The sequence below is a fragment of the Allorhizobium sp. GW101-3B10 genome, from assembly GCF_059424725.1.
Map to the genome: position 1 here is coordinate 2503379 of NZ_JBWKZR010000001.1, position 22863 is coordinate 2526241.

Annotated in this window: 27 protein-coding genes; 16 read left to right on the forward strand and 11 right to left on the reverse strand. The window is 66.7% G+C overall.

Features of this window, described 5'->3' with window-relative positions; genetic code table 11:
- Positions 1-38 precede the first annotated feature (38 nt).
- From AC07Y0_RS12380 to AC07Y0_RS12390, 3 genes are all read right to left on the reverse strand, one after another.
- Positions 39-245, reverse strand: a complete 207-nt coding sequence (locus tag AC07Y0_RS12380; RefSeq protein ID WP_498677625.1) for a heavy-metal-associated domain-containing protein — start codon at positions 243-245, stop codon at positions 39-41.
- A 90-nt stretch (positions 246-335) separates the two neighbouring features.
- Complete coding sequence (gene cueR / locus AC07Y0_RS12385) at positions 336-788, reverse strand: Cu(I)-responsive transcriptional regulator (protein WP_498680226.1); 453 nt, start codon at positions 786-788, stop codon at positions 336-338.
- Between the two features lie 37 nt (positions 789-825).
- Positions 826-3411, reverse strand: a complete 2586-nt coding sequence (locus AC07Y0_RS12390) for a heavy metal translocating P-type ATPase (protein WP_498677628.1) — start codon at positions 3409-3411, stop codon at positions 826-828.
- A 599-nt stretch (positions 3412-4010) separates the two neighbouring features.
- Here AC07Y0_RS12390 and AC07Y0_RS12395 point away from each other — a divergent pair.
- The gene (locus AC07Y0_RS12395; RefSeq protein WP_498677629.1) at positions 4011-4232 is read left to right on the forward strand and encodes an antitoxin MazE family protein; all 222 of its coding nucleotides are present in this window, start codon (positions 4011-4013) and stop codon (positions 4230-4232) included.
- Entirely contained in the window at positions 4229-4552 is a 324-nt protein-coding gene (locus AC07Y0_RS12400; RefSeq protein WP_498677631.1) for a type II toxin-antitoxin system PemK/MazF family toxin, read from the forward strand. Before AC07Y0_RS12395 ends, AC07Y0_RS12400 begins: the two co-directional genes overlap by 4 nt.
- A gap of 8 nt (positions 4553-4560) precedes the next feature.
- Here the strand turns inward: AC07Y0_RS12400 and AC07Y0_RS12405 are convergent, their stop codons facing one another.
- The 3 genes from AC07Y0_RS12405 to AC07Y0_RS12415 all read right to left on the reverse strand — a co-directional run bounded on the left by AC07Y0_RS12405 (position 4561) and on the right by AC07Y0_RS12415 (position 7789).
- Entirely contained in the window at positions 4561-6486 is a 1926-nt protein-coding gene (locus AC07Y0_RS12405; RefSeq protein WP_498677632.1) for an FAD-binding monooxygenase, read from the reverse strand.
- A gap of 155 nt (positions 6487-6641) precedes the next feature.
- On the reverse strand, positions 6642-7277 hold the full coding sequence (locus AC07Y0_RS12410; protein ID WP_498677635.1) for an NrsF family protein: 636 nt from the start codon (positions 7275-7277) through the stop codon (positions 6642-6644).
- Positions 7274-7789 (reverse strand): sigma-70 family RNA polymerase sigma factor, encoded by a 516-nt coding sequence (locus tag AC07Y0_RS12415; protein WP_498677638.1) that lies wholly within the window; start codon positions 7787-7789, stop codon positions 7274-7276. The genes AC07Y0_RS12410 and AC07Y0_RS12415 overlap by 4 nt, the downstream gene beginning before the upstream one ends.
- A gap of 266 nt (positions 7790-8055) precedes the next feature.
- Between AC07Y0_RS12415 and AC07Y0_RS12420 the strand changes: the two genes are divergently transcribed.
- From AC07Y0_RS12420 to AC07Y0_RS12445, 6 genes are all read left to right on the forward strand, one after another.
- Positions 8056-8328: a BufA1 family periplasmic bufferin-type metallophore gene (locus AC07Y0_RS12420; protein ID WP_498677639.1), complete on the forward strand. Its 273-nt coding sequence runs from the start codon at positions 8056-8058 to the stop codon at positions 8326-8328.
- 42 nt (positions 8329-8370) lie between these two features.
- Entirely contained in the window at positions 8371-8661 is a 291-nt protein-coding gene (locus AC07Y0_RS12425) for a BufA1 family periplasmic bufferin-type metallophore (protein ID WP_498677641.1), read from the forward strand.
- Positions 8662-8736: 75 nt separating this feature from the next.
- Positions 8737-9591: an MNIO family bufferin maturase gene (gene bufB / locus AC07Y0_RS12430; protein ID WP_498677643.1), complete on the forward strand. Its 855-nt coding sequence runs from the start codon at positions 8737-8739 to the stop codon at positions 9589-9591.
- A gap of 7 nt (positions 9592-9598) precedes the next feature.
- Complete coding sequence (locus AC07Y0_RS12435) at positions 9599-10369, forward strand: HvfC/BufC family peptide modification chaperone (protein ID WP_498677646.1); 771 nt, start codon at positions 9599-9601, stop codon at positions 10367-10369.
- A gap of 125 nt (positions 10370-10494) precedes the next feature.
- Entirely contained in the window at positions 10495-10959 is a 465-nt protein-coding gene (locus tag AC07Y0_RS12440) for a DoxX family protein (protein ID WP_498677648.1), read from the forward strand.
- 102 nt (positions 10960-11061) lie between these two features.
- Positions 11062-11562 carry a chemotaxis protein CheW gene (locus AC07Y0_RS12445; RefSeq protein WP_498677650.1) on the forward strand — a complete coding sequence of 167 codons (501 nt, stop codon included), beginning with the start codon at positions 11062-11064 and terminating at the stop codon, positions 11560-11562.
- 784 nt (positions 11563-12346) lie between these two features.
- Here the strand turns inward: AC07Y0_RS12445 and AC07Y0_RS12450 are convergent.
- Positions 12347-12811, reverse strand: a complete 465-nt coding sequence (locus tag AC07Y0_RS12450) for a YcgN family cysteine cluster protein (RefSeq protein WP_498677652.1) — start codon at positions 12809-12811, stop codon at positions 12347-12349.
- Between the two features lie 208 nt (positions 12812-13019).
- Here AC07Y0_RS12450 and AC07Y0_RS12455 point away from each other — a divergent pair, with 208 nt between their 5' ends.
- Both AC07Y0_RS12455 and AC07Y0_RS12460 read left to right on the forward strand, forming a co-directional pair.
- Positions 13020-15185, forward strand: a complete 2166-nt coding sequence (locus AC07Y0_RS12455; protein WP_498677655.1) for a transglycosylase domain-containing protein — start codon at positions 13020-13022, stop codon at positions 15183-15185.
- Between the two features lie 170 nt (positions 15186-15355).
- Positions 15356-16558, forward strand: coding sequence for a GGDEF domain-containing protein (locus AC07Y0_RS12460; protein ID WP_498677656.1), 1203 nt, complete (start codon positions 15356-15358; stop codon positions 16556-16558).
- A 26-nt stretch (positions 16559-16584) separates the two neighbouring features.
- On the opposite strand, the gene AC07Y0_RS12465 is transcribed toward AC07Y0_RS12460, so the two are convergent.
- On the reverse strand, positions 16585-16797 hold the full coding sequence (locus tag AC07Y0_RS12465) for a hypothetical protein (RefSeq protein ID WP_498677657.1): 213 nt from the start codon (positions 16795-16797) through the stop codon (positions 16585-16587).
- Positions 16798-17121: 324 nt separating this feature from the next.
- On the opposite strand from AC07Y0_RS12465, the gene greA reads away from it, so the two are divergent.
- From greA to AC07Y0_RS12480, 3 genes are all read left to right on the forward strand, one after another.
- Complete coding sequence (gene greA, locus AC07Y0_RS12470) at positions 17122-17604, forward strand: transcription elongation factor GreA (protein ID WP_498677659.1); 483 nt, start codon at positions 17122-17124, stop codon at positions 17602-17604.
- 88 nt (positions 17605-17692) lie between these two features.
- Positions 17693-17989, forward strand: a complete 297-nt coding sequence (locus tag AC07Y0_RS12475) for a type II toxin-antitoxin system ParD family antitoxin (protein WP_498677660.1) — start codon at positions 17693-17695, stop codon at positions 17987-17989.
- A gap of 25 nt (positions 17990-18014) precedes the next feature.
- A complete protein-coding gene (locus AC07Y0_RS12480; RefSeq protein WP_498680227.1) occupies positions 18015-18254 on the forward strand; it encodes a type II toxin-antitoxin system RelE/ParE family toxin in 240 nt (79 codons plus the stop codon).
- 277 nt (positions 18255-18531) lie between these two features.
- Here the strand turns inward: AC07Y0_RS12480 and AC07Y0_RS12485 are convergent, their stop codons facing one another.
- Complete coding sequence (locus AC07Y0_RS12485) at positions 18532-18963, reverse strand: type II toxin-antitoxin system VapC family toxin (RefSeq protein WP_498677662.1); 432 nt, start codon at positions 18961-18963, stop codon at positions 18532-18534.
- Positions 18960-19208 carry a FitA-like ribbon-helix-helix domain-containing protein gene (locus AC07Y0_RS12490; RefSeq protein WP_498677664.1) on the reverse strand — a complete coding sequence of 83 codons (249 nt, stop codon included), beginning with the start codon at positions 19206-19208 and terminating at the stop codon, positions 18960-18962. The genes AC07Y0_RS12485 and AC07Y0_RS12490 overlap by 4 nt, the downstream gene beginning before the upstream one ends.
- A 528-nt stretch (positions 19209-19736) precedes the next feature.
- Here AC07Y0_RS12490 and AC07Y0_RS12495 point away from each other — a divergent pair.
- A complete protein-coding gene (locus AC07Y0_RS12495) occupies positions 19737-20321 on the forward strand; it encodes a DUF1214 domain-containing protein (protein WP_498677667.1) in 585 nt (194 codons plus the stop codon).
- Positions 20318-20890 carry a DUF1254 domain-containing protein gene (locus AC07Y0_RS12500; RefSeq protein WP_498680228.1) on the forward strand — a complete coding sequence of 191 codons (573 nt, stop codon included), beginning with the start codon at positions 20318-20320 and terminating at the stop codon, positions 20888-20890. Before AC07Y0_RS12495 ends, AC07Y0_RS12500 begins: the two co-directional genes overlap by 4 nt.
- Before the next feature lie 45 nt (positions 20891-20935).
- Here AC07Y0_RS12500 and AC07Y0_RS12505 read toward each other — a convergent pair whose 3' ends face one another.
- On the reverse strand, positions 20936-21133 hold the full coding sequence (locus AC07Y0_RS12505; protein ID WP_498677669.1) for a hypothetical protein: 198 nt from the start codon (positions 21131-21133) through the stop codon (positions 20936-20938).
- Positions 21134-21534: 401 nt separating this feature from the next.
- On the opposite strand from AC07Y0_RS12505, the gene AC07Y0_RS12510 reads away from it, so the two are divergent.
- The gene (locus AC07Y0_RS12510; protein WP_498677673.1) at positions 21535-22722 is read left to right on the forward strand and encodes a DUF2336 domain-containing protein; all 1188 of its coding nucleotides are present in this window, start codon (positions 21535-21537) and stop codon (positions 22720-22722) included.
- The last annotated feature ends 141 nt before the right edge of the window (positions 22723-22863 follow it).

Genomic DNA, 22863 nt, shown 5'->3' on the forward strand with positions numbered 1-22863 from the left:
CCGGCCGCCGGCCCCTTACCCCCCGGGGCCCCACGCCGTCAGGCGCTTTTCCGGACCGGCGTATAGCCGGCCTCGCGTATCGCTTCCTCGGCTTTCGCCGCATCGCCCTCGACCGCCACTTCATGCGCCTTGAGGTCGATCTTCACCGCCGCTCCCGGCAGCGCCTCGTCGAGCGCCCTGGTGATCGCCTTCTCGCAGTGGCCGCAGGTCATGTCCTCGACCTGAAACAGATGGGTCACGCTCATTCCAATTCCTTTCCTGGCAGACGTTTGCGTCTTCCCCTTCATGCACCTTTCCACGGTGGGAAGGTCAAGAGGTAAAACGCACGCCCCTGCTCAAGCCCGGCCCGCCACCCGCGGCAGCGGCCGGCGCGGCGTAGGCTGCGGTTCCCGCGCGGTCTTGCCGCCGGACAGATCGGCAAGGATCGGGCAGTTCGGCCGCTCGTCGCCATGGCAGCAGTCCGCCAGTTGCTTCAGCGTCGCCACCATGGCCTGCAGGCCGGCGATCTTCTCCTCCAGCTCGGCCACATGGTCGAGCGCCAGCTTCTTCACCTCGGCGCTGGTGCGCGCCTTGTCGGCCCACAGCGTCAGCAGCTGCTCGGTCTCCTCGAGCGAGAAGCCGAGCGAACGGGCGCGGCGCACGAAGCGCAGCCGGTGCACCTCGTCCTCGCCATAGACGCGGTAGTTGCTCGCAGTGCGATGCGCCGGGCGCACCAGACCGATCTCCTCATAATAGCGGATCATCTTCGACGAAACGCCCGAGGCCTCCGAGGCCTCGCCGATATTCATGCCGTCAGTCTTCATGCTCTGGCCTCTTCACCTGGCCTCATTGCGCGGCCCCGGCGCTTCTGCCCTGCCCGCCAAGCTCGGTCACCCGAGCCCGTCTCAGGCGGAGCGCATTGGTCAGCACGAAGACGCTCGAGAGGCCCATGGCACCCGCGCCGACCATGGGCGACAGCAGTATGCCGAAACTCGGGTAAAGGATGCCCGCAGCAACCGGGATCAGCAAGACGTTGTAGCCGAATGCCCAAAAAAGGTTCTGGCCGATATTGCGGATCACCGCGCGACTGAGCTCGATGGCGTGCAGCGCCGAACCGAGATCGCCGCCAACCAGCACCACGTCGGCGCTTTCGATCGCCACGTCCGTGCCGGTGCCGATGGCAATGCCGGTGTCGGCGGTGGCGAGCGCCGGCGCGTCGTTGATACCGTCGCCGATAAAGGCGACCCTGCGGCCCTTCTCCTTCAGCGCGTTGATCACCGCGACCTTGCCGTCCGGCAAAACCTCGGCCTCCACCTCGTCGATCCCGGTCGCCCGGCCGATCGCTTCGGCCGTCGCGCGGTTGTCGCCCGTCACCATCACGACGGAAAGACCCAGATCCTTCAAGGCCTCGATCGCCGCGATGCTGGTCTGCTTCAGCGGGTCGGAAACGGCGAGAGCCGCGGCAAGCTTGCCGTCGATCGCCACGTAGAGCGGCGTCTTGCCCTCGCCCGCCAGCCGCCCGGCAACCGTGGCAAAGGGCGCAACGTCGAGCCCGAGCTTGACCATGTAGCGGTCGGCGCCGGCCGCAACCGTCCGGCCCGAAACCGTGCCGGTGATCCCGTAGCCGGCCACCGCCTCGACGCCTTCGGCCGCGGCTATGGCCAATCCGCGCTTCTCGGCATGCCGGACGATCGCCTCGCCGACCGGGTGCTCGGAGCGCGCCTCCAGCCCTGCCGCCAGCGCCAGCACCTCGGCCTCGACAAAGCCGTCGGCCACCGCGACATCGGTCAGTTCCGGCCGGCCCCTGGTGATCGTACCGGTCTTGTCCATCACCACGGTATCGACGTCGCGCAGCGTCTGCAGCGCCTCGCCCTTGCGGAACAGCACGCCGAGTTCGGCCGCCCGGCCCGTGCCGACCATGATGGAGGTCGGCGTGGCGAGCCCCATGGCGCAGGGGCAGGCGATGATCAGCACGGCCACCGCCGCGACCAGGCCATAGGTATAGGCCGGCTCCGGCCCGACGTAGAGCCAGACGAGGAAAGTCACGGCGGCGATCGCCATGACCGCCGGCACGAACCAGGCCGTCACCCTGTCGACCATCATCTGGATCGGCAGCTTGGCGCCTTGCGCCTCGCCGACCATGCGGATGATCTGCGAGAGCATCATGTCGGCGCCGACCTTGTCGGCCCTAAAACGGAACGAACCCTTGCCGTTGATCGTGCCGCCGATGACGATCGCCCCTTCCCCCTTCTCGACCGGCAGCGGCTCGCCGGAAATCATCGCCTCGTCGACATGCGAGGCGCCGTCGATCACCGTTCCGTCGACCGGAATGCGCTCGCCCGGGCGGATCACCACCACATCGCCGACCACCACGTCGGCGGCGGCAATGTCCAGCGTCCGCCCGTCGCGTTCGACGCGGGCGGTCTTGGCCTGCAGCCCGGCGAGCTTCTTGATCGCCGCGCCGGTGCGCCCCTTGGCGCGGGCTTCCAAGAGCCGGCCGAGCAGGATCAGCGTGACGATGACGGTCGCGGCTTCGTAATAGACATAGCGCGCCTCGGCCGGCAGCGCGGCCGGCGCAAAGGTCGTCACCAGCGAATAGAGATAGGCGGCGCCAGTGCCGATCGCCACCAGCGAATTCATGTCCGGCCCGCCGCGCAAGAGCGCCGGTACGCCCTTGACGAAGAAGCGCCTGCCGGGGCCGGCAAGCACTGCGGTCGCCAGCGCGAACTGGATGTAATTCAACAGGTTGCCGGGGAAGAGATCCATCAGCGTATGATGCAGAGGCGGATAGAGATGGCTGCCCATTTCCATGACGAAGAGCGGCAGAGTCAGAACCAGTGCGATCCAGAAATCGCGCGTCAGCCGGCCGATCTCGCGTTCCTTGGCCTCCTCATGCACATCCGTCTCGCCGGCTTCCGCTTCAAGCTTCGCCTTGTAGCCGGCCTTCTCGACCGCCTTGACCATGGCCGGCACGGCCGCCTTGCCGCCGAGCACCGTGACCACCGCCTTGGCGGTCGCGAGATTGACCGAAGCCGTCTCCACCGCGGCTACGCTTTTCAGCGCCTTTTCCACCCGCGACACGCAGGACGCGCAGGTCATCTCCTCGATGTCGAGGATCACCGTCTCGGCCCTCGCCTCGTAGCCGGCATCCTTGACGGCCTTGACCAGCGCCTCGGCGGAAAAGCCCGGCCCCGGCGTCACCGACAGCGTCTCGGTGGCGAAATTCACCGCGCTCGCCTCGACGCCCGGCACCTTGGCCGCGGCCTTCTCCACACGCTTGACGCAGGAGGCACAGGTCATGCCCTCGACCGGCAGGATGATCGGCTGGAGCGCCGGCGCCTTCAGCGGTGCGTGAGCCCGGGCCGCAGCTGTCGCAACACCCGGCGCAGCGCCAGACACTTCGTGCGGATTGATCTTCGGCAGTTCGTTCATCTCATCACCTCTCGCCCGTGCCGGGCCTTGCCCCGAATATAGGTCGCAAGAACCGCCAAGGCACGGAAAACCAGTTTCCTTCTCGCCTCGCGACCATCCGGCCCCGGCGACTTGACCCTAGATGCACCTTCCCATCATGGGAGGGTCAAGGGGAGGCGGAGAAACTTATTTTAAGGCGACAGGTCAATGTGTTCTATTTCTGGCCCAGATAAGTTGGCATTTCCGGTCATACGGCGTCCACTCCAGGGACGCCAGATTGGCCTCATATCTGCCATAGACAGCCAGCGCGCGTGCTGAAGTGAGCACTACGGGAGGAGGAATACGAGTGCGATGACCGCATTTTTAGCGAAGAAAATATCAACAAAATCAATACTGGAAGGGAAGATGTTCACAAGCGAAACATCGAACTGCGCGAGAAGTTCTTGACCAGGACTTCAGATGCTCGAAGCATTTGCACGGCAAGGAGTCTAGAGAAGCCGCGAAGTGATGCGATGGATTGTCGCTTTACGGCTACCGCGTAAGGCTAGATCGCCAACCCTATCCTCCCTTGCCCCAATCCGCTCTTCGTGTTACATGTAACGCTTTCGTGGAGTACGGCGATGGCAATACCTGTCAGCAAGCGTGTCGAGAAGCGGCGTGAGGCGCTGAGGGCCGCCGGTCTTCGCCCTGTGCAGATCTGGGTGCCCGACACCCGCCGGCCGGGCTTTGCCGAGGAATGCCGGCGGCAGTCGCTGCTGGCCGCAGCGGCCGACGCAGACGACCGCACGATCGAAAGCTTCCTCGATGCCGCGCTTTCCGATCTCGGGGAGCATGAAGATTGAAGCGCGGTGACGTCGTCACCGTGGCGATCTCCGGTGATTTCGGCAAGCCGCGCCCCGCCGTCATCATTCAGGCCGACGCCTTCGACGCCACCGGAACGGTCACCGTCCTGCTCCTGACCGGCACCCTGACCGAGGCTCCGCTGATCAGGCCCCCTATCGAGCCCAGCGCCGCGAATGGTCTGACGAGGCCTTCCCAGGTGATGATCGACAAGGCGATGTCGGTCCGGCGCGAACGCATCGGCGTCCCGATCGGCCGTCTCGACGATGAGACCATGCTGACCGTTACACGGGCGCTCGCCGTCTTTCTCGGGATTGCCTGACGCCCTGCTCACCCCTGCTCCACCATGAACCCATCGAAATAGCCGCCAAGCGCCTCATGAGCGTCGAGAGGCAGGACATGGGCCACATACTGGTCCGGCCTAACCACGACCAAGCAGCCCTTCTCCCGATCGATGCCGCGCAGGTCGAAGATGTCGGGGCCGGCCTTCGGGTCGGGGCAGAAGATCTTTTCATAGTCGGTGAGGCCGTAGCGTCCCCTGGCGGGCTTCAGGAGCGCCGGCATGGCGTCAAGCGACAGGTCGCGGTGGGCCTGCTGGAAGATCGCCCTCAAATCGATGACGGAATCGATGTCGGCACCGGCGGGGGTGAAGCGGCGGATCGGCGAACGGTCCGAATGCTCGAGAAATTCGCAGAGCGCGCGGATGGCCGAGCTGGACGCTGCCGGGTCCAGCCGGTCGGCAAAGGCATAGAGGCGGAAGCGGCCGTCGGCTGGCCCGACATGGCCGAGATGGACGGGCCTCGCATCGGCGAGCCGGATGACCGGGGCGGAATGGAAGCGCGTGCCGATGGCAAAACCTTCGGCCAGATGCTGGTGGGTCGCCTCGCCCTGGATCATCGAGGGCCGGTAGCGCGTCGCGGTGCCGGCGGTAAAGCGGCCCTGCTTGACGAAATAGCGCTGGAATTCGGCCGGATCGACGGCGTCGGCGCCGGCCCCTTCCGTGCCCTTCGGCGGCGCAGAGAACATCTTGGCGAATTCGCGGTCGAAATCGATCAGTTCCCTGGCGATCGCCTGGCGCTCGGCCGAATAGGTGTCCAGCAGCGCCGGGGTGCTCCGGCCTTCCAGCACCGCCGCCAGTTTCCAGCCGAGATTGAAGGTGTCCTGCATGGAAACATTCATGCCCTGCCCGGCCTTGGGGCTGTGGGTATGGCAGGCGTCGCCGGCGATGAAGACGCGCGGCTGGCGGCGGCCCACCTCAGCCTCGGCCACGTCGTCGAAGCGGTCGGTCAGCCGCTGGCCGATCTCGTAGACCGACCACCAGGCGATCTCCTTCACGTCGAGCGTATAGGGGTGGAGAATGCGCTTGGCCGCCGCCACCAGCTGGTCGGCGGTGATGGCGCGGTTGGCGACACGTTCGTCGGCCTTCAGCTTGTCGAGCTCGATATAGAGCCGCACCAGATAGCCGCCCTCGCGCGGGATGATGAGGATATTGCCCTCATTGGCCGAATGGATCGCGGCCTTCAGCCTGATGTCGGGGAAGTCGGTGACGGCGAGAACGTCCATCACGCCCCAGGCCTGGTTGGCGGAATCGCCAACAAGCTCCCGGCCGATCGCCTTGCGCACCGCGCTGCGGGCGCCATCGCAGCCGACCACATAGCGCGCCCTCACCGTCTCCACCTCGCCCTCGTGGCCGGCGTCCAGCCGTTCGAGCCGGACCGTCACCGGATGGTCGGAGGAGGTCGAAGGATCGACCGCAAGATCCACAAGCCGGCGCGCATAGTCCGGCTCCAGCCGGTGCGGCGCGTTGCGCATCACGTCGAGGTAGAAATCGTGCACGCGGGCCTGGTTGAGGATCACATGCGGGAATTCGGAAAGCCCGTCCTCGGTGTCCTGGATGCGGCCGTGACGGACGATGGTCTTCCGGTCCAGGTCGTCCGGTTTCCAGAAGGTCGTCTCGTTGACGAAATAGGCTTCCCTCAACACCCGGTCGGCAAAGCCGAAGGCATTGAACATTTCCATCGTCCGGCAGGCTATGCCGTCGGCCTGGCCAAGCGTGATCGGGCCGGCGCGCTGCTCGACAATGCGAATGCTGATGCCGGGAAAGGCGCAAAGCTGGGCGCCGAGCGTCAGCCCGGCCGGACCGGTGCCGACGATCAGCACGTCGACCTCACCGGCGGATGCGGCGTTCCTGGCGGTCGAAAGCGGCTCGGCGATCGCCGGATCGCCGGCGCGGAATCCGTTCTGATGGAATTGCATGCTGTCTCTCCTCCCCAGGCGTCAGGAACTGCCGGCTCCCGGCCTTCACGGCCGTTGGCACCGTCGCGCCGACCCGCCCTCCCGGCGGCTCGAAGAATTTAATAAGTATGCTTCTTATTATGATCTGTCAATCGGTCGGATCGCTCCGCCAGCCGTCACCAGCGGAGAAAGCGGCGGCCGGTGGCGTAGCCGACGGCAATGACGAACGTGACGGCGAGCGTATACCAGGCGGCGCCGAAAAGCGGGCTGTCGTCCGGGCAATGCCAGGCGTAGAGCGCCGCCCCGATCGCGCCCGCGGCAAGGCCCGCGGCGGCCCCCGCCAAACCCGGATTCTCCGGCGCGCCATTGCGCAGGGCAGCAAGGAAGCCGGCAAGCGGTGCAAGCGACAGAACCGGAATGAAGAACAGGCAGAAGGCGGCGTTCCGGCCGATGAGCCTTGCCGCCCACGCGTCCTGCGGCACAACCAAGAGCTCGACCCCGACCGCCACCACCATGAGCGCAAGCGGCAGGAGAAGCGCCAGCGCCCAGGGCCTGAGCGGAACACCCGGCTTGCCGATCCGCGAAACGAGGCCGAAGGCGGCAATGGCAAGCACGAGCGTCATGCCGATCTTGAAGGCGACGCGCACGGTCCCGATGGCGATTGCCAGATCGTCGCGCAGCCCGACGGTTGCCAGCAGCAACACGGCCGATGCGACAATGCCGGCGGCGACCGCCAGTGCCAGCGCGCGCCCGAGGCGCATGCGCACCGGCGCGTCCTGCGACAGCAGCCTGATCAACTCGTCCGTCTTCACGTCTCGCTCCGATACAGGGCGGCCAGGGATTTCAATGCCCGGTGCAGCGCCACCCGCACCGCACCTTCGCTCATCTTCAACCGCGCCGCAGTCTCGCCGACACCCGCCCCGTTCAGCGAAATGGAGCGGACGATGTCGCGCTGCGGGTCCTTCAGCCGCGCGAGCAGGGTCTCGACGTCCATCCGGTCGGTCGCGTCCGTGCGCTCGGCGGCGGCCAGCGTTTCCATCACGTCCTCGATCGGCACGCTGACATGGCGACCCCGGCGCCTCAGGCTGTCGATCAGCTTGTGGCGGACGATGGTCGAGAGCCAGGGGCCAATCGGGCGGGCCGTATCCCAGGTGCCGCGCTTCAGATGCACGGCGATCAGCGCTTCCTGCACGATGTCCTCGGCCTCGCCGGCGGGCGCGCCGAACTGTTCGCAGCGGCGCCTCGCCATGGTGCGCAGGTGCGGCGTGACGGCGGAGAGAAAACGCTCATAGGCCTGCGCGTCGCCGTCAAGCGCGCCGCGCATCCAGTCTGCCCACTCGCTTTCCCGTTTCGCCTGCCTCACACCATCCTCTACGTCGCCACACACGTTTTTGTTACCGGCACCGGGCGCCGTTCCTGAATTTTAAGCCAAGCCACTGAAATTGCTTTGGCTTTTATTCATCCCTCGACCGGCGCCGGACCCGAGGCGCGAAAAAACCTACAAAGGGCCGCGTAACGTTTCCTCACCCCGGCCCGTAGCTCCCGATGTCCAGGCCAATTCCGGCCTGCCACTCCAAGGGAGAACCGATCATGAAAAACAGCCTCGTCACTCTGGCGCTCGCCGGCTCGCTCGCATCCGCGCTCGCCTCCGTCGCCATGCCCACTGCTGCCCAGGATGCCGCCAAGGAAAAGTGCTACGGCGTCGCAATGAAGGGCCAGAATGACTGCGCCGCCGGCGCGCATGACTGCGCCGGCAAGGCGACCATGGACTATGACAAGCAGTCCTTCAAGCTCGTGCCCGCCGGCACCTGCGCCACGATGATGGCGCCCGACGGCAGCCACGGCATGCTGACCCCAGCCTGAGCCCGGCCGCGAACCGTCTCCATTCTCATCTAAGGACAAGACATGACCAGAACCACCCATGCGCTCGCCGCCTCGCTCGCCACGGCACTCACCCTTGCCGCCGCCCTGCCGGGCGCGGCTGCCGCCCAGGATGCCACCAAGGAGAAATGCTACGGCGTGGCGCTGAAAGGCCAGAACGACTGCGCCGCCGGCCCCGGCACGACCTGCGCCGGAACCTCCAAGATCGACTACCAGAAGAATGCCTGGAAGCTCGTGCCGGCCGGCAGCTGCATGACGATGACGACACCCGACGGCGGCCACGGCACGCTGGAACAGGGCCCCGCGCCGGTCTGAGCGAGGCCCACCCCAAAGCGGCGGCGCGCAGCTTCGCGCCGCCCCTCCCTCCCCTCATGCAATCGGAGAAGCCCCATGAAACCCGCAAGCCTCCCGCCCCGCGCCGGCGTCGGCTTCAAGCCCGAGCATTTCGTGGCCATCGACGCTGCCCCGCAGCCGCTCGGCTTCTTCGAGGTGCATGCGGAGAACTACATGGGCGCCGGCGGCCCGCCCCATGCGAAGCTGTCGCGCCTCAGGCAGGACTACGCCCTCTCGATCCACGGCGTCGGACTGTCGATCGGCGCCATGCAGCCGCTGGACCGTGACCACCTCGCCCGGTTGAAAAGCCTATGCGACCGCTACGAGCCGGAGAGCTTTTCCGAACATCTCGCCTGGTCGAGCCATGGCGAGGTCTTTCTCAACGACCTGTTGCCGCTGCCCTATACCGCAGCGACGCTTGCCCGGGTCGCCGAGCACATCGACACGGTGCAGGATCTGCTCAAGCGGCAGATGCTCTTGGAAAACCCCGCGACCTACCTGACATTCACGGAGAGCACGATCGAGGAGACCGATTTCCTCGCCGAACTGGTGCGCCTGACCGGCTGCGGCCTGCTGCTCGACGTCAACAATGTCTTCGTCGCCGCCACCAATCACAATCTCGACCCGCGCGCCTATCTCGCCCGCTTCCCCTTCGCCGCCGTGCGGGAAATCCACCTGAGCGGCCATTCGGAGACGGTCGACGATGCGGGTGCGGCACTTCTGATCGACAGCCACGACACGCCCGTCAAGGACCCGGTCTGGGTGCTTTTTGAAGAGGTGCTGGAGCGCACCGGCCCGGTCGCCACCCTGATCGAATGGGACAATGACGTGCCGGACTGGCCGGTGCTGCTTGTCGAAGCGCAGGCAGCCGACGCGCTGCTGGCCGACCGCGCCCGCCGCCACGCCGCGTGAGTTCGCCATGACAAAGAGCTTCCAGTCCGGTTTCTCCGCCGCGCTCACCGATCCTGACCACCCCGTGCCGGAAGGGCTCTCCGCCTGGACCGGGAACCGCCCTGCGCGCCGCTTCGGCGTCTACCGCAACAATGTGCGGGTCGGCCTGACCGGCGCGCTCGCGGCACGCTTTCCCGCGACGGAGGCGATCGTCGGGCAGGACTTCTTCGCCGCCCTGGCGCAGGCATTCGTAGCCGCCCATCCGCCGCGCTCGCCGCTGCTTCTGGCTTACGGCGAGGATTTTGCCGATTTCGTCCAAGGCTTCGAACCGGCGGCCGGGCTTGCCTATCTGCCCGGCGTGATCCGCCTCGAGGCGGCGCGCAGCCGCGCCTATCATGCCGCCGATGCCGAACCGCTCGCAGCCGCCGATCTCGCCGCCGTCCCGGCGGAGCGGCTGGGCGATCTCGTGCTCGAACCGCATCCCTCGCTCGCGCTCCTGCGCTCGCCCCATCCGGTCGTCACCATCTGGGCGATGAATGCCGGCGAGTTGCCGCTTGCGCCGATCAAGGACTGGACGGGCGAGGATGCGCTGACCGTGCGACCGCGAATGACGGTCGAGGTGCACCGCCTGCCGCCCGGTGGGGCTGCCTTCTTCGCCGCCCTTTCGACCGGGCAGACGCTTGCCGAGGCGGTGCAGGCCGCCGTCGCAGATGCGCCGGCCTTCGACCTTGCCGCCAATCTCGCCGGGCTGATCACCACCGGCGCATTCATTCAACTCGCTTTCCGGGAGGAAGCATGATGCCCCAGGATCTCGCCCCAAATTCCACGCCAGGACCGGCTTTGAGCCCTGCTGTGTCACCCGCGATGACGCCTGCCGACACGACGGCACGCACGAGGCCGGCACCGGCGACCGGAGCTACGCCAATGGCACTGTCCTCCACGAGGCACCCGGCCCTGCGGGCGATCGCCGGCGCGATCGGCCTTGCCAACCGCATCCCACACGACCTGATCGCGCTCGTCGCGCGTCTCTCGATTGCCGGGGTGTTCTTTCAGTCCGGCCAGACCAAGCTCGACGGCTGGAAGGTTTCCGACAGCGCGCTCTACCTGTTCGAGAACGAGTTCCGCCTGCCGCTGATCTCACCCTGGCTTGCCGCGCATATGGCGACGTTCGCGGAGCACCTCTTCCCGGTTTTGCTGGTGGTCGGCCTTGCCAGCCGGCTTTCGGCAGCGGCCCTTCTGGCGATGACGCTGGTCATCGAGGTCTTCGTCTATCCCGGCGCCTGGCCGACGCACGGCACCTGGGCCGCCTGCCTGCTTCTCATCCTCGCCCGCGGCCCCGGCCGCGCCTCGCTCGACCATTGGCTCGCCGGGCTTTTCGGGCGGCGCTGAAGGGGCTGTCGGGGAATGGCGGCACCTGCGCCTCGCCAGCCCGGCGCCAGCTTTGACGGATAGGAAGGGTTTCCGAATTCCCACTGTCGCGAGGAGACTTGCGTGAACATCAATGCCCTGACCAATGCGTCCCTGGAAATCATCGCCTTCCGGCTGAACGACCAGTCCTTCTGCGTCAGGACGCGATCGATCCGCGAAATCCGCGGCTGGGTGCCCGTCACGCCGATGCCGCATGCGCCCTATGAGGTGCTCGGCGTCATCAACCTGCGCGGCATGGTGATCCCGATCATCGACCTCGCCGCCAAGCTCGGCATGCAGGGCACGGAAGCCTCCGAACGCAGCGCCATCATCGTCACCGACGTCAACAACATGACCATGGGCCTTTTGGTCGAGGGCGTCTCTGACATCCTCACCGTGCCCGCCGAAAGCCTCCAGCCCGTGCCGCAGAATGCCGGACAGGCGACCCAGTTCATCGACGGCATCCTCGCCCATCAGGACCAGATGATCTGCTTCCTCAACCTGGAAGAACTGTTCTCCGCCAACGGCCCGAGTGGTGGCGGGGGTGGTGGCGGTGGTGCAGGTCCCGGCTGGGAGGAGTTCTGAGGGTCCGAGGCGTTTTGAGGCCTTGCAGCGCCGCCTGCAAACGCCAAGCCCCTGCACCTGTGGCCCTAGTCCCGCAACGGCGGTGCTTCCGGCAAGCGACCTTTGCTCACTTCGCTTGACCCGGAGCGAGGCCGCCTGCCTCAGCGCAAGCCCGCCGCCCTCTGCCCTGCCCGGCATCTCGCCCTCAAGGAGGGAGACCGGCGTGCCGCCGGCGCCCGGCATTTCGTATCGGTTTCGGAAGACGGGCCGCGCCGGATTGGCGGACCCGGATAGCGGATCATCACCACCAAAGACTCGACATCAAATCCGAAGCGGCGGGCCGGCCCCGGTTCGATCTCCCCCCTTGAGGGGGAGATGTCCGGCAGGACAGAGGGGGGCCCGAGAACGCCGACGGTAAACGGAGATCGCCCCTCATCCGCGCGCTTCGCAAGTCAGCTCGGTCAGGAACCCCGCACAATGGGCGCTCCTAGACACGGGGAGAAGGGACAAGCGGCAGCGCCGGGGGCCTCGATCCTTCGAGGCCCCTTTGGGGCACCTCAGGATGAGGGGCGGGCGTGGAGCACGATTCCCTCTCCCCGTTTACGGGGGCGGGCGTGGGGCACGATTCCCGCTCCCCGTTTACGGGGGGCTGAAGGACGGGACGGGATACGCGGCTCGACCCCGGTCGGGTCAGGGTGAGGGGCAGGCCACGTCGGCAGATTGAACAGGCATTGCCGACGGCGACCGCCGGAACCGGGGTGGAGACGCAAGAGCCTGAGGACGCGAGGCAGTCCGCCTCGTCCCCCTACTCCGCCTTGCCCCCGACGGTCAGCGGCCAGTCGACCACATAGTCCTCGAAATCCTCGACCGGCACGTCGTCTTCGCTCACGGTCCGGCCGCGGGCGGAGATGCCGGCCTGGTGTACGGTTTCGCGGTCGCCGGAGACGAGGTAGTGCCACCAGTAGAGGTCGCGGCCCTCGGCGACCAGGCGGTAGGCGCAGGTCGGCGGCAGCCAGGCGATCTCGTCGACGCCCTCGACGGTCAACTGGATGCAGTCGGGCACGGTCGCCTGGCGGTTGTCATAATCCTTGCAGCGACAGCTCTCCCCGTCGAGCAGGCGGCAGGCGACCGAGGTGAACACCACGTCGCCGGTGTCCCAGTCCTCGAGCTTGTTGAGACAGCACAGGCCGCAGCCGTCGCAAAGCCCTTCCCATTCGGAAAGGCTCATCTCGGCAAGCGTCCTGGTCTTCCAGTAGGGTAAATCGGTCATCCGTCGTCACCGGCCAAGCGCCGGGCCATGGCGAAGGCCGGCCGCATCCGACCGCGCCTCGCTTTTTTCTTGTTCTTTGCCGGCAAATCGACAATCTATCAGCATATCGTGGAGTATGCCGATTTGCCGGCGCCAAGGCTTGCTCTTGAGCCCTGCCGGCACGCGCGTCAAGGGCCGAAAGGTCCGTCTCGTTCAGGGATCTAGTGAAGTGGCCGACGAACGCCCGCCAGCCGAGAACAAGCCGCGCCTCAAGCGCCATATCCTGCTGAAGATCGACAGCTGGATCGATTCGTCGATGTGGAATGCCGGTTTCCGCCTGTCGGAGATCTGGGAGGAGATCACCATCTTCTTCCGCCGCTTTCGCGTGCGCGGCTGGAAAAAGCTGTTCTTCGAAGTGCTTGGCGAGGGCATGACGCTCGGCACGGCCGGCGCCGTGCTGATGCTGGCGCTCGCCCAGCCGGCCTTCGAGGAAACCAAGAAGGACTGGCGCAACCATGGCGACTTCGCCGTCACCTTTCTCGACCGCTACGGCAACCTGATCGGTCATCGCGGCATCATCCACGAGAATTCCGTGCCGATCGACGAATTGCCCGACCATCTGATCAAGGCGGTGCTGGCGACCGAGGACCGGCGCTTCTTCGAGCATTTCGGCATCGACTTCCTCGGCCTGATCCGCGCCATGACGGAAAATGCCAAGGCCGGTACCGTGGTGCAGGGCGGCTCGACGCTGACCCAGCAGCTGGCCAAGAACCTCTTCCTCACCAACGAGCGCTCGATCGAGCGCAAGATCAAGGAAGCCTATCTGGCGCTGTGGCTGGAGGCCAACCTGACGAAGAAGGAGATCCTGTCGCTCTATCTCGACCGCGCCTATATGGGCGGCGGCACGTTCGGGGCGGCGGCGGCCTCGCAATTCTATTTCGGCAAGCCGCTGACCGAGGTCAATCTCGCCGAATCCGCCATGCTGGCCGGCCTGTTCAAGGCGCCGGCGAAATATGCGCCGCACGTCAACCTGCCCGCCGCGCGCGCCCGCGCCAACGTCGTCTTGTCCAACATGGTGCAGGGCGACATGATGACCGAGGGCCAGGTGATCGCCGCCCGGCGCAATCCGGCCACGATCATCGACCGCGACGAGGCCGAGGCGCCCGACTTCTTCCTCGACTGGGCCTTCGAGGAGGTGCAGAAGATCGCCGCGAAGTTCAAGGACCATACGCTGGTGGTGCGCACCACGATCGACACCGGCCTGCAGAAGGCGGCGGAAGAGGCGGTGGCGGCGAGCCTGCGCGAATATGGCGAGAGCTATCACGTCAAGCAGGCCGCCCTGGTGATGATCGAGAATGGCGGGGCGGTGCGCGCCATGGTCGGCGGCCGCGACTACGGCGAAAGCCAGTTCAACCGCGCCTCGCGGGCGCTGCGCCAGCCGGGCTCCTCGTTCAAGATCTACACCTATTCGCTGGCGATGGAGAAGGGGCTGACGCCGGACTCGCCGATCACCGACGCGCCGATCTCCTGGGGCAACTGGAGCCCGCACAATTACGGCAATTCCTATGCCGGCCGCATCGACATCAAGACGGCGCTGGCGAAATCGATCAACACCATCCCGGTGCGGCTGGCCAAGGAAAAGCTCGGCCCCAACGCCATCGACCAGATCATGGCGGAGGCGAAGAAGTTCGGGGTCGAGACGCCGATCCGCAAGGACGTGACCATCCCGATCGGCACGTCGGAAGTGACCGTGCTCGACCAGGCGACCGCCTATGCCGTCTTTCCCGCCGGCGGCTACCAGTCGCGCCGCCACGGGATCGCGCAGATCATGAACTACAATGGCGACGTGCTCTATGACTTCGAGCGCGACGCGCCGCCAGCGACCCGCGTCCTGTCGGAAACGGCCGCCGCCTACATGAACCAGATGCTGACCCGCGTTCCCTATGTCGGCACGGCCAGGCGTTCCGCCGTCGACGGCGTGCTCACCGGCGGCAAGACCGGCACGACCCAGGCCTATCGCGACGCCTGGTTCTGTGGCTATACCGGCAACTACACCACGGCCGTCTGGTTCGGCAATGACGACTATACCTCGACCAACAACATGACCGGCGGTTCGCTGCCGGCGATGACCTTCAAGACGCTGATGGACTATGCCCACCAGGGCATCGACCTGCGCGCCATTCCCGGCGTCGAGACGCCGACGCCGGAGGCGGAGAAGGCGATCGCCGCGGCCAAGACGGCAAAGCCCGCGGCCGGCACCGACACTGTCGCGCCGATGATCCGGGCCCGCTCGCTGTCGTCCGAAACGACCCGGATGATCCGCGACATCGCCCGCCGCCTCAAGGAAGCCAAGCCCCTCAAGCTCGACCCGCAGAAGGTGGCGAGCATCGACTGATGCCATGGCAGATCTTGCACCGGCTTGTTTACGCGCGGTTAACCGCGTCCGCCGGTCTGCATGGGCAGCGGCGCCAAACCCGTCTATTGCTAGGGGGCCAGCCGCCCGATTCGGGCGTGCCGCATCACCCGGCGGTCAGGTTTGACCCGATTTTGATCACAGGACCAAGCATGAACCACTGGCTCGGCCTTGCCGCGCTTCCGCGTCTGACGGACGAGCAGATGGCGGCCTACGAGATATCGCGCGCGAAAGCCCGCGGCCATGCCCTGTCGCGCATGACCGTGACGATCGCCGCCTTCTACCTGTCCTATGCGCTGGTCGATACGCTGATCCTCGGCGACATCGTCTGGCTGTCGCTGTCGCTGCGCTTCGGCCTCATCCTGCCGCTGGCGTTCTTGCTCGGCTGGTATCAGTCGGGCATGGCGCGCTCGATGCGCGCCCGGGAGATCGCCACGCTTTGCGTCAGCATGGCGGCGAATCTCGTCTGGTGCTTCGTGCTCGCTTCGAGCCACAATCCGGCGGTGCTGCACTATTTCTATGCCGCGGCGATCTTCCAGATGGTGGTGACGATCGCGATCCGCCCGACCTTCGGCCTCGCCGTGTGGGCAAGCCTCGGCACGACGGCGATCAATTACGCCATGATCGGCCTGCTCGAAGGCGTGACGCCCGTCTACCTCTTCTATCACCTGGCGGTCTATGTGCCGATCCTGGTGCTGACGCTGGTCGCCAGCCACCAGCTGGAGGTCGAGCGGCAGCGCGCCTTCCTGCAACTGCACGAGAACGAGGCGCTGAAGCGCGAGCTGTCGCGGCAGAACGACGAGCTGGAGCGGCTGTCCTCGACCGATCCGCTGACACAGCTGCCCAACCGGCGCGGCACCGAGGCCGAGATCGCCCGGCTGCGCCGGCTGCTGACGCCGGCGGGGCTCGCCGACAGCGCCGTGCTGATTATCGACATCGACCATTTCAAGGCGTTCAACGACACCTATGGCCACGGCGCCGGCGACGAATGCCTGAAACGGGTGGCCCAGGTCATGCGGCGCGAACTGCCCGACGCGGTGCACATCGCCCGGCTGGGCGGCGAGGAATTTCTCGTCGTGCTGCCGCAGGCCGTGCCGGCGCGCGCGGAAATGCTGGCCGAGCGGCTGCGCCGGGCCGTCAGCGCGCTTTCCATCCGCCACGACAATACCGGCGACCGCAACCGCCGCGTCACCATCAGCCTCGGCGTCGCCTGCGGCTCGATCGCCACCGACTCCGCGCTGGCGCAGCTGCTTCAAGCCGCCGACGAGGCGCTCTACGCCGTCAAGGCATCGGGCCGCAACGGCTGGCAGCTGGCCGCTCCGGCGCCCGAACCGGCAAGGACCAACGCGGCCTGACGCCGCCACCCGGCCGGCGGCCGGTGCTACTCGGTGGCGGCCTTCTCTTCCGCCGGCAGGCGCGACTGCTTGAGCAGAACGACATCCTCGGTCGCCGCCGGCGCATCCGGCACGATGCTGGCCGTCGTCATCCGACCGTCGAGATTCACGGCGGCACTGGTGGTGTGCGTGCTGCAATCGGCCAGGGCCCAGCCCGCCGACATCGCCAGCACGGCGGCACTCAAGGCAAGAGTCTTCATGGCTCATTCCTCCGTTGGTTCACAGAGCAGAGGATAGCGCTTTATTGAGCGATTTCTAAATCACGTTTTCGAGGATGGCGGGCTTGCCCCCGAGGGTCGGACGATCCGGCTCGTGCGTCCGGCGGCGGGCGGACGTCAATTGCCCCCGCGCCCCGCACCCCGCGCCCCGATCCGGGCAAAGCCTGCCCATCATGGATTGCAGCGACAGATGCCGGCGATGGATCAAGGCGGGCGGTTGGTCTATGGTCTCTCGATGCGCTCCGGCGGCCAAGGGTTTTCGCCCGATGCCGGCAGGCGCATCAGCATGGCAAGAGGAGTTGCAGAGTGAGCGTTGCCTTCGTCAAGGAAGAGAGTGCCGAAGCGGCGGCGGAAACCCTGCTGCCCGACCGCCCGGTCTCGCCCCATCCCAATCTCGTCACCGAGGCGGGCCTGAAGGCGCTCGAGCAGCAGCTCGAGGCGGCGCGCGCGGCCTATGAGGCGACGACGGCCATCGAGGACGTGAACGAACGCCGGCGCCAGGCGGCCGGCCCCTTGCGCGACCTGCGCTACTATGCCGAACGCGTCCACTCCGCCCAGCTCGTGCCTGCGCCGGAGGCCAGCGACCGCGTCGCCTTCGGCGGCTCCGTCACCTTCTCGCGCAGCGACGGCCGGGTGCAGACCTACCGCATTGTCGGCGAGGACGAGGCCGACCCGAAGACCGGCTCGATCTCCTACGTCTCCCCGGTCGCCCGGCTTCTGCTCGGCAAGGAAGTCGGCGACGTGGTCTCGATGGGCGAGCAGGAACTGGAGATCGTCGCGGTGGGGTGATGGGGTGCCTGGAGGAAGGCACGCGCAATTCATATTGCAAAACTATTGTGTTTTTCCATATATTGTGGGCAACGAAGGAGCCCAGCCCATGGCACGCGCAAAGACCTTTTCCCTCGGTGACGCCTATGACGGCATTCTGGCCGATCTGGTGCGAAGCGGCCGGTTCGGCACGGAAACCGAAGTGGTCCGGGCCGGAATCCGCATGCTCGCGGATTACGAGGTCAAGATGCGCTCGCTGCGGCAGGACGTCGGCGCCGCCGATGCGGAGATTGCGGCAGGGCGCGGCAAGACATATTCTTCGAGTGCCGAAATCCTGGACGAGGTGATGGAGGAGAGCCGGAGCCATCGAACCGAAACGCCTGATCATCGCGCCGCTGGCGATTGAAGATCTGCGGGGCATTCGGCGCTACATCGCCCGGACCAGCCCGCACTATGCCCGCGCGTTCCTGGCGGACCTGACCGCCAAGATCGCATGGATCGCAGAGGTCGACTTCTCCGGCTCGCCCCGCGACCACATTCTCGAGGGCCTGCGGGGCCTGCCATACCGCGACCGCTGCATCTATTTCCGCACCTATCCTGACCGCATCGTGATCCTGCGCGTGCTGCATGGCGCCCAGGACGTCAGGCCGGTGGACTTCGGTGGGGAGTAATGAGGGGCGCGGTGTTGTGGGCGGGGGAATGTCCACGTCACCTGGTAAACCGGCTGCTGTTCGGGAAGACCGACGGTGATCTGGCGGCATTGGCGATGCAGGAGCCGAAATCGTGGCGCTGGGTGATGGGGAGCCATACGGTGCGCCGGCGCGCCGCCGGTTCGCTCGCGCCCAGATGTTGCATCCGCAGCGCCCCAAGGCCGGGGTCCATTCGCCCGGCGGATGCAGCCTCGTGGCCGACGCTCGTCGATGCGCCCACCTCGCCGGCTAAAAAGCGCTAATCGAATGCGCGAAATTCCCAGGGATTGATGACGAGCGCACCGGTCTCGGCGAAATCGGCGACATTGCGGGTGGCAATCGAAGCACCGCGCGAGACGGCGATGGCGGCGATCTGCGCGTCGAACTGGCTGATCGGCCGACCGATGGAACGGCGACGGGCGGCAATCACCGCATAGCTTCCTGCCGCCTCGCGATCGAAGGCGAGCACACGGCCCGCGAGGTCCTCGGAGAAGATCGGTCTCACGGCCGTCTCGAGCGCCTGACGCCTGCGGCCATCGGGCAGGAGCGCCAATCCGTAGAGGATTTCCGCCTCGGTCACGGCCGTGGTGAAAACCGCTGCGGCAGGCTGTGCGGCAAGCCAGGCGACAACCGCCGGCGAAGGGCTCGGCGCCAGAAGCTCCGACAGGACATTGGTGTCGAGTACGATCATTCGCCCAGGACCGGCGCTTCCCGGATCGGTTCGCGGGGGGCGATCTCGAGCTCGACGCCGCCCAGCGCGGCGACCCTTTGCCGGATCGTCTCGGCCAGATTGCCGGGCCGCGGGCCTTCCGCCGAGAGCGTCGAACGCAGAATGTCGCGCGCCTCGTCCTCCATGGACCGTCCATGGCTCGCGGCGCGCAGCCGCAGCCGCTGCTTCAGCCCGTCATCGAGATTGCGAATGGTAATGCTCGCCATTTCTGCCTCTGTCATCAATGATCGCAATGTAGTCAATGATAGCATTGCGATCAAGGCTGGTGCGCGTCAAGGGTTGCGTCTCCGCTGCCCTTCATCCGCCTGCCGGCACCTTCTCCCCGCACGCGGGGAGAAGGGACATGCGGCCCCCGCCGGGGCCATCCCCTCTCCCCCTTCTACGGGGGTCCGAAGGACGGGTCGAGACACGTGGCTCGACCCCGGTCGGGTCAGGGTGAGGGGCAAGGCCGGAGACTCGACGGCCGGTGACGGGGGTGGCTTTCGACCGGCGGCGAACTCGTGGCCGCCGATGTTTGCGGTTCTTGCGTCATTCGCGAACTCCAGGTTCGGTCTCCCCCGCTCCTCGTCCGCCTGCCTGCCGCCGCCCCCGGCCCTTCGCTTGGGCTCCGGGCGTTCGTCGTTCGAAACGATTCGCTGGATCGTTTCGTCGGCTGCGCCGACCATTCCTCACCCTTCACCTTCCCCGGAATCAGTGCTACCCGTTTGACCGTGCAATCTGGTTCAAGGCATCACGTGTTTCGGGTTCCCCTTCTCATCGCCGTTTCGCTTTTCATCGCCTTTGGCGGGGGGATATTGACGACGCTTTCGGCGCTCAATGCGTCGGCCGGCTTCGGCGCCATTCGGCTCGGCGTGTGGAGCGCCTTTCCCGACGTGCAGACGGCCGGGGCCGATCCTTATGCCAAGTCGCACCGGGCCAAGGCCGGGCGGCTGCTCTATGGTTCGGCCGAGGGGCTGACATTCACCGCCTCGACCGACGAGAGCGGACGGCAACTGACCGCCAACTGCACCTATAAGATCGTCGGGCGCACGCCGACGGCGAGACTCTGGACGCTCTATGCCGCCAGTCCGGACGGACGACCGCTCGAGACGCGGGCCGAACTGCCCTTCGCGCACAATTCCCAAGGCATATTGCGCAATCGCGACGGCTCGTTCGAGATCACGGTTTCGCCGACGGCCAAGCCGATGAACTGGCTGGCGCTGCCCGATGCCGGGGCGTTTTCGCTGGTGCTGACATTGCTCGACACGCCGGCGGCCGGCAGTTCGGGGCTGATCGGGCTGGAAATGCCGAAGGTGGAGAGCCTCGGATGCGGCCAATGAACCGGCTGACCTATGCGGTGCTGACCGGCCTGATCGGCGCGGCCCTGCTGCACATCATCATCATCCTGTCGCTGCCAAATTTCACCGGCAAGGACGCCTTCACCCGCGTCAAGATGACCGGGCCGTCGCATCGCTTCATCAGCCTGCCCGACCTCTCGGACGCCCGGGCCGACACGCGGGCCGATGCGGGCGGGCTTTCCAATGTCGATCCGTTCCTGAAGGTGGCGGTCTGCCATTTCGACCTGACGCTGGCGCCGATCCGGCTTCTGGCGCCTGCCGGGCCGAGCTTCTGGTCGATGGCGGTCTACGACCAGGATTCCAACGAGGTGTTCTCGATGAACGACCGCACCTCGGTCGGCGGCGATCTGGATGCGCTGGTGGCAAGCCCGGTGCAGGTGGCGCAGATCCGCAAGGCGCCGGGGGCGGCGCTGACCCAGTCGATCATCGTCGAGCACAGGGGCACGACGGGTTATATCGTGCTGCGCACCATGGTGCCGGCGCCGAGCTTTGCCGCCCAGGCCTCCGCCTTCCTCGACGAGGCCGTGTGCGCGCCGCTTTCCGGCGACTGAGGCCAGGAAGGCCCGCGCCGGCTGTCGGCAATGCTTCGGCCCGCCTCAGCGGCCGAGGCTGTCCTGGCCCTTGCCGCCCTGCGGGCGCGGCAGCGCCGGAAGCCGCGGCTCGGCCTTCGCCGGCGGCTCGCGCCGCTCGTAGCGGATGCCGGTGAACAGCAGCACCTTCGCCGCCGCACCATCGCTGCGCACGGCGCGCGCACCGAACGAAAGCCTGTCCGTAATCCTGATAATGTCCGCCATTCTCGTCTCCATGATTGAAAATCGAGACGGATGAAGTTCGAGCGATCTCACCCTGCCCTTCGCCTGGAAGAGCCAGCGCAGTCTCCGACCGCCGGACCGCGCGACATAATGCGGCCGGCGCCGGCCGAAGCCATTCTGCGCCTTTCTCTTGCGCGCTCAAAGAGGGGGTCGGGTCCTGCCCTCCGAGGGCACGCAAACTGCGGTTCTTGCGGGGTCGACGCGAATCACCGCCGCGCCACCTCGCTACCTGTCGATTGAGCCATAGCTTAGTTAACAGGTTGCTAACAAATTGCCTCTACAGTGTGCCAATCAGGTATTGCGTAGGTGTGGGTCTTGTCGTGATCGATCAGTTTCGAGAGCTGGAAAAGCCGGTGAGCGTGAGGAAAAGGGACGTTGTGTTGATGGCGACCGTCACGAGTTTCGAAGCCCTTACCTTCCCGTCCAAATCCGAACTCAGGCAATTCGCCGAACTGTTCACGCCGCTGTTCCACGCCTCGACCGAGGAAGCCCGCCGCCAGGCCGTGGCGGCGCTGTCGCAATGCCCCAACGTTCCGGGCGCCGTCGCGCTCTTCATCGCCTCGCAGCCGATCTCGATCGCCGCGCCCTTCCTCGTCTCCTCGCCCTGTCTCTCCGACGACCTGCTGATCATGATCGCCCGCACCCAAGGGGCCGACCACGCCCGCGCCATCGTCCGGCGCGAGCAGCTGTCGCCCACCGTGATCGACACGCTGGTCGGCCTGCGCCACAGCGAGCCCACCCGGACCGCAGCACCCGCCGCCGAGGCAGAGCCGAAGGCCGAAGCCATGGCCCGGACGACGGCCAGAACCGCCGCATCCGACCGGGCCGCGACGGCAGAGGCGGGTTCGACCGCCGGAGCAACGCCGGACCTTTCCGCCGCAGGTGCAGCAGCGGAGACCGCCGTCGCTCCCGCCGCAACATCCAAGCGCGGCAAGACGGCCAGGTCTGCCAAGACGGGAAAGTCCGCGGCACCTGCCGCTTCTTCGGCCGAGGCCGATACGGCCGCAGGCGCCGTCGCCATCAGCGCCGCCGAGCGCGAGGAGCAATTGCGCGACCAGATCCGTAGGCTCGCCGCCCATGTCAACCGCCCGAGCAGCGACCGGCTGGGGCTTCGCACCATCACCGCCATGCAGGCGGCGCTTCTGGTGCGCTTCGCCCGCAACCGCGAAGGCGCGCATTTCGCCACGACGCTCGCCGACATCCTGTCCTCCAGCCGGTGGCTGGCCGAGCGCATCCTGCTCGACCTGTCCGGCCGGCAGCTGGCGACCACGCTTCTGGGCGTCGGCATGGAAGCGGCCGAGGCGGTGTTCGTGCTGGAGAAGCTCTATCCGCATCTCGCCAAGCCGGCGCCGGGCGCAACCCGCGCCGAGCAGCTGTGGAACGGGCTCGTCGCCCTCGACTGCGAGGAACGCATCGAGACCTGGCGGCGCGCCGACAGCTATACCTTCCAGCCCGACCAGGACGTCCCCGCCCTTGCGCCGGCCAACACGCCGACCCCCCGCCCCGCCCCGACCCTCGTCCCTTCCAGCGACACCCGCAGCCGCCCGGTCCTGCGGCATCGCATGCGGTGATGGACGACTTCTTCTCCCCTTGTGGGAGAAGAAGCGAAATCGAGGGCTTAGCCGAAGGCTAAACCTCAGATTTCGCAGATGAGGGGGTTGGGCGGGGCATGGCGAGAGAGCCCCCCTCACCAACAATTTCTAGCACTTAGC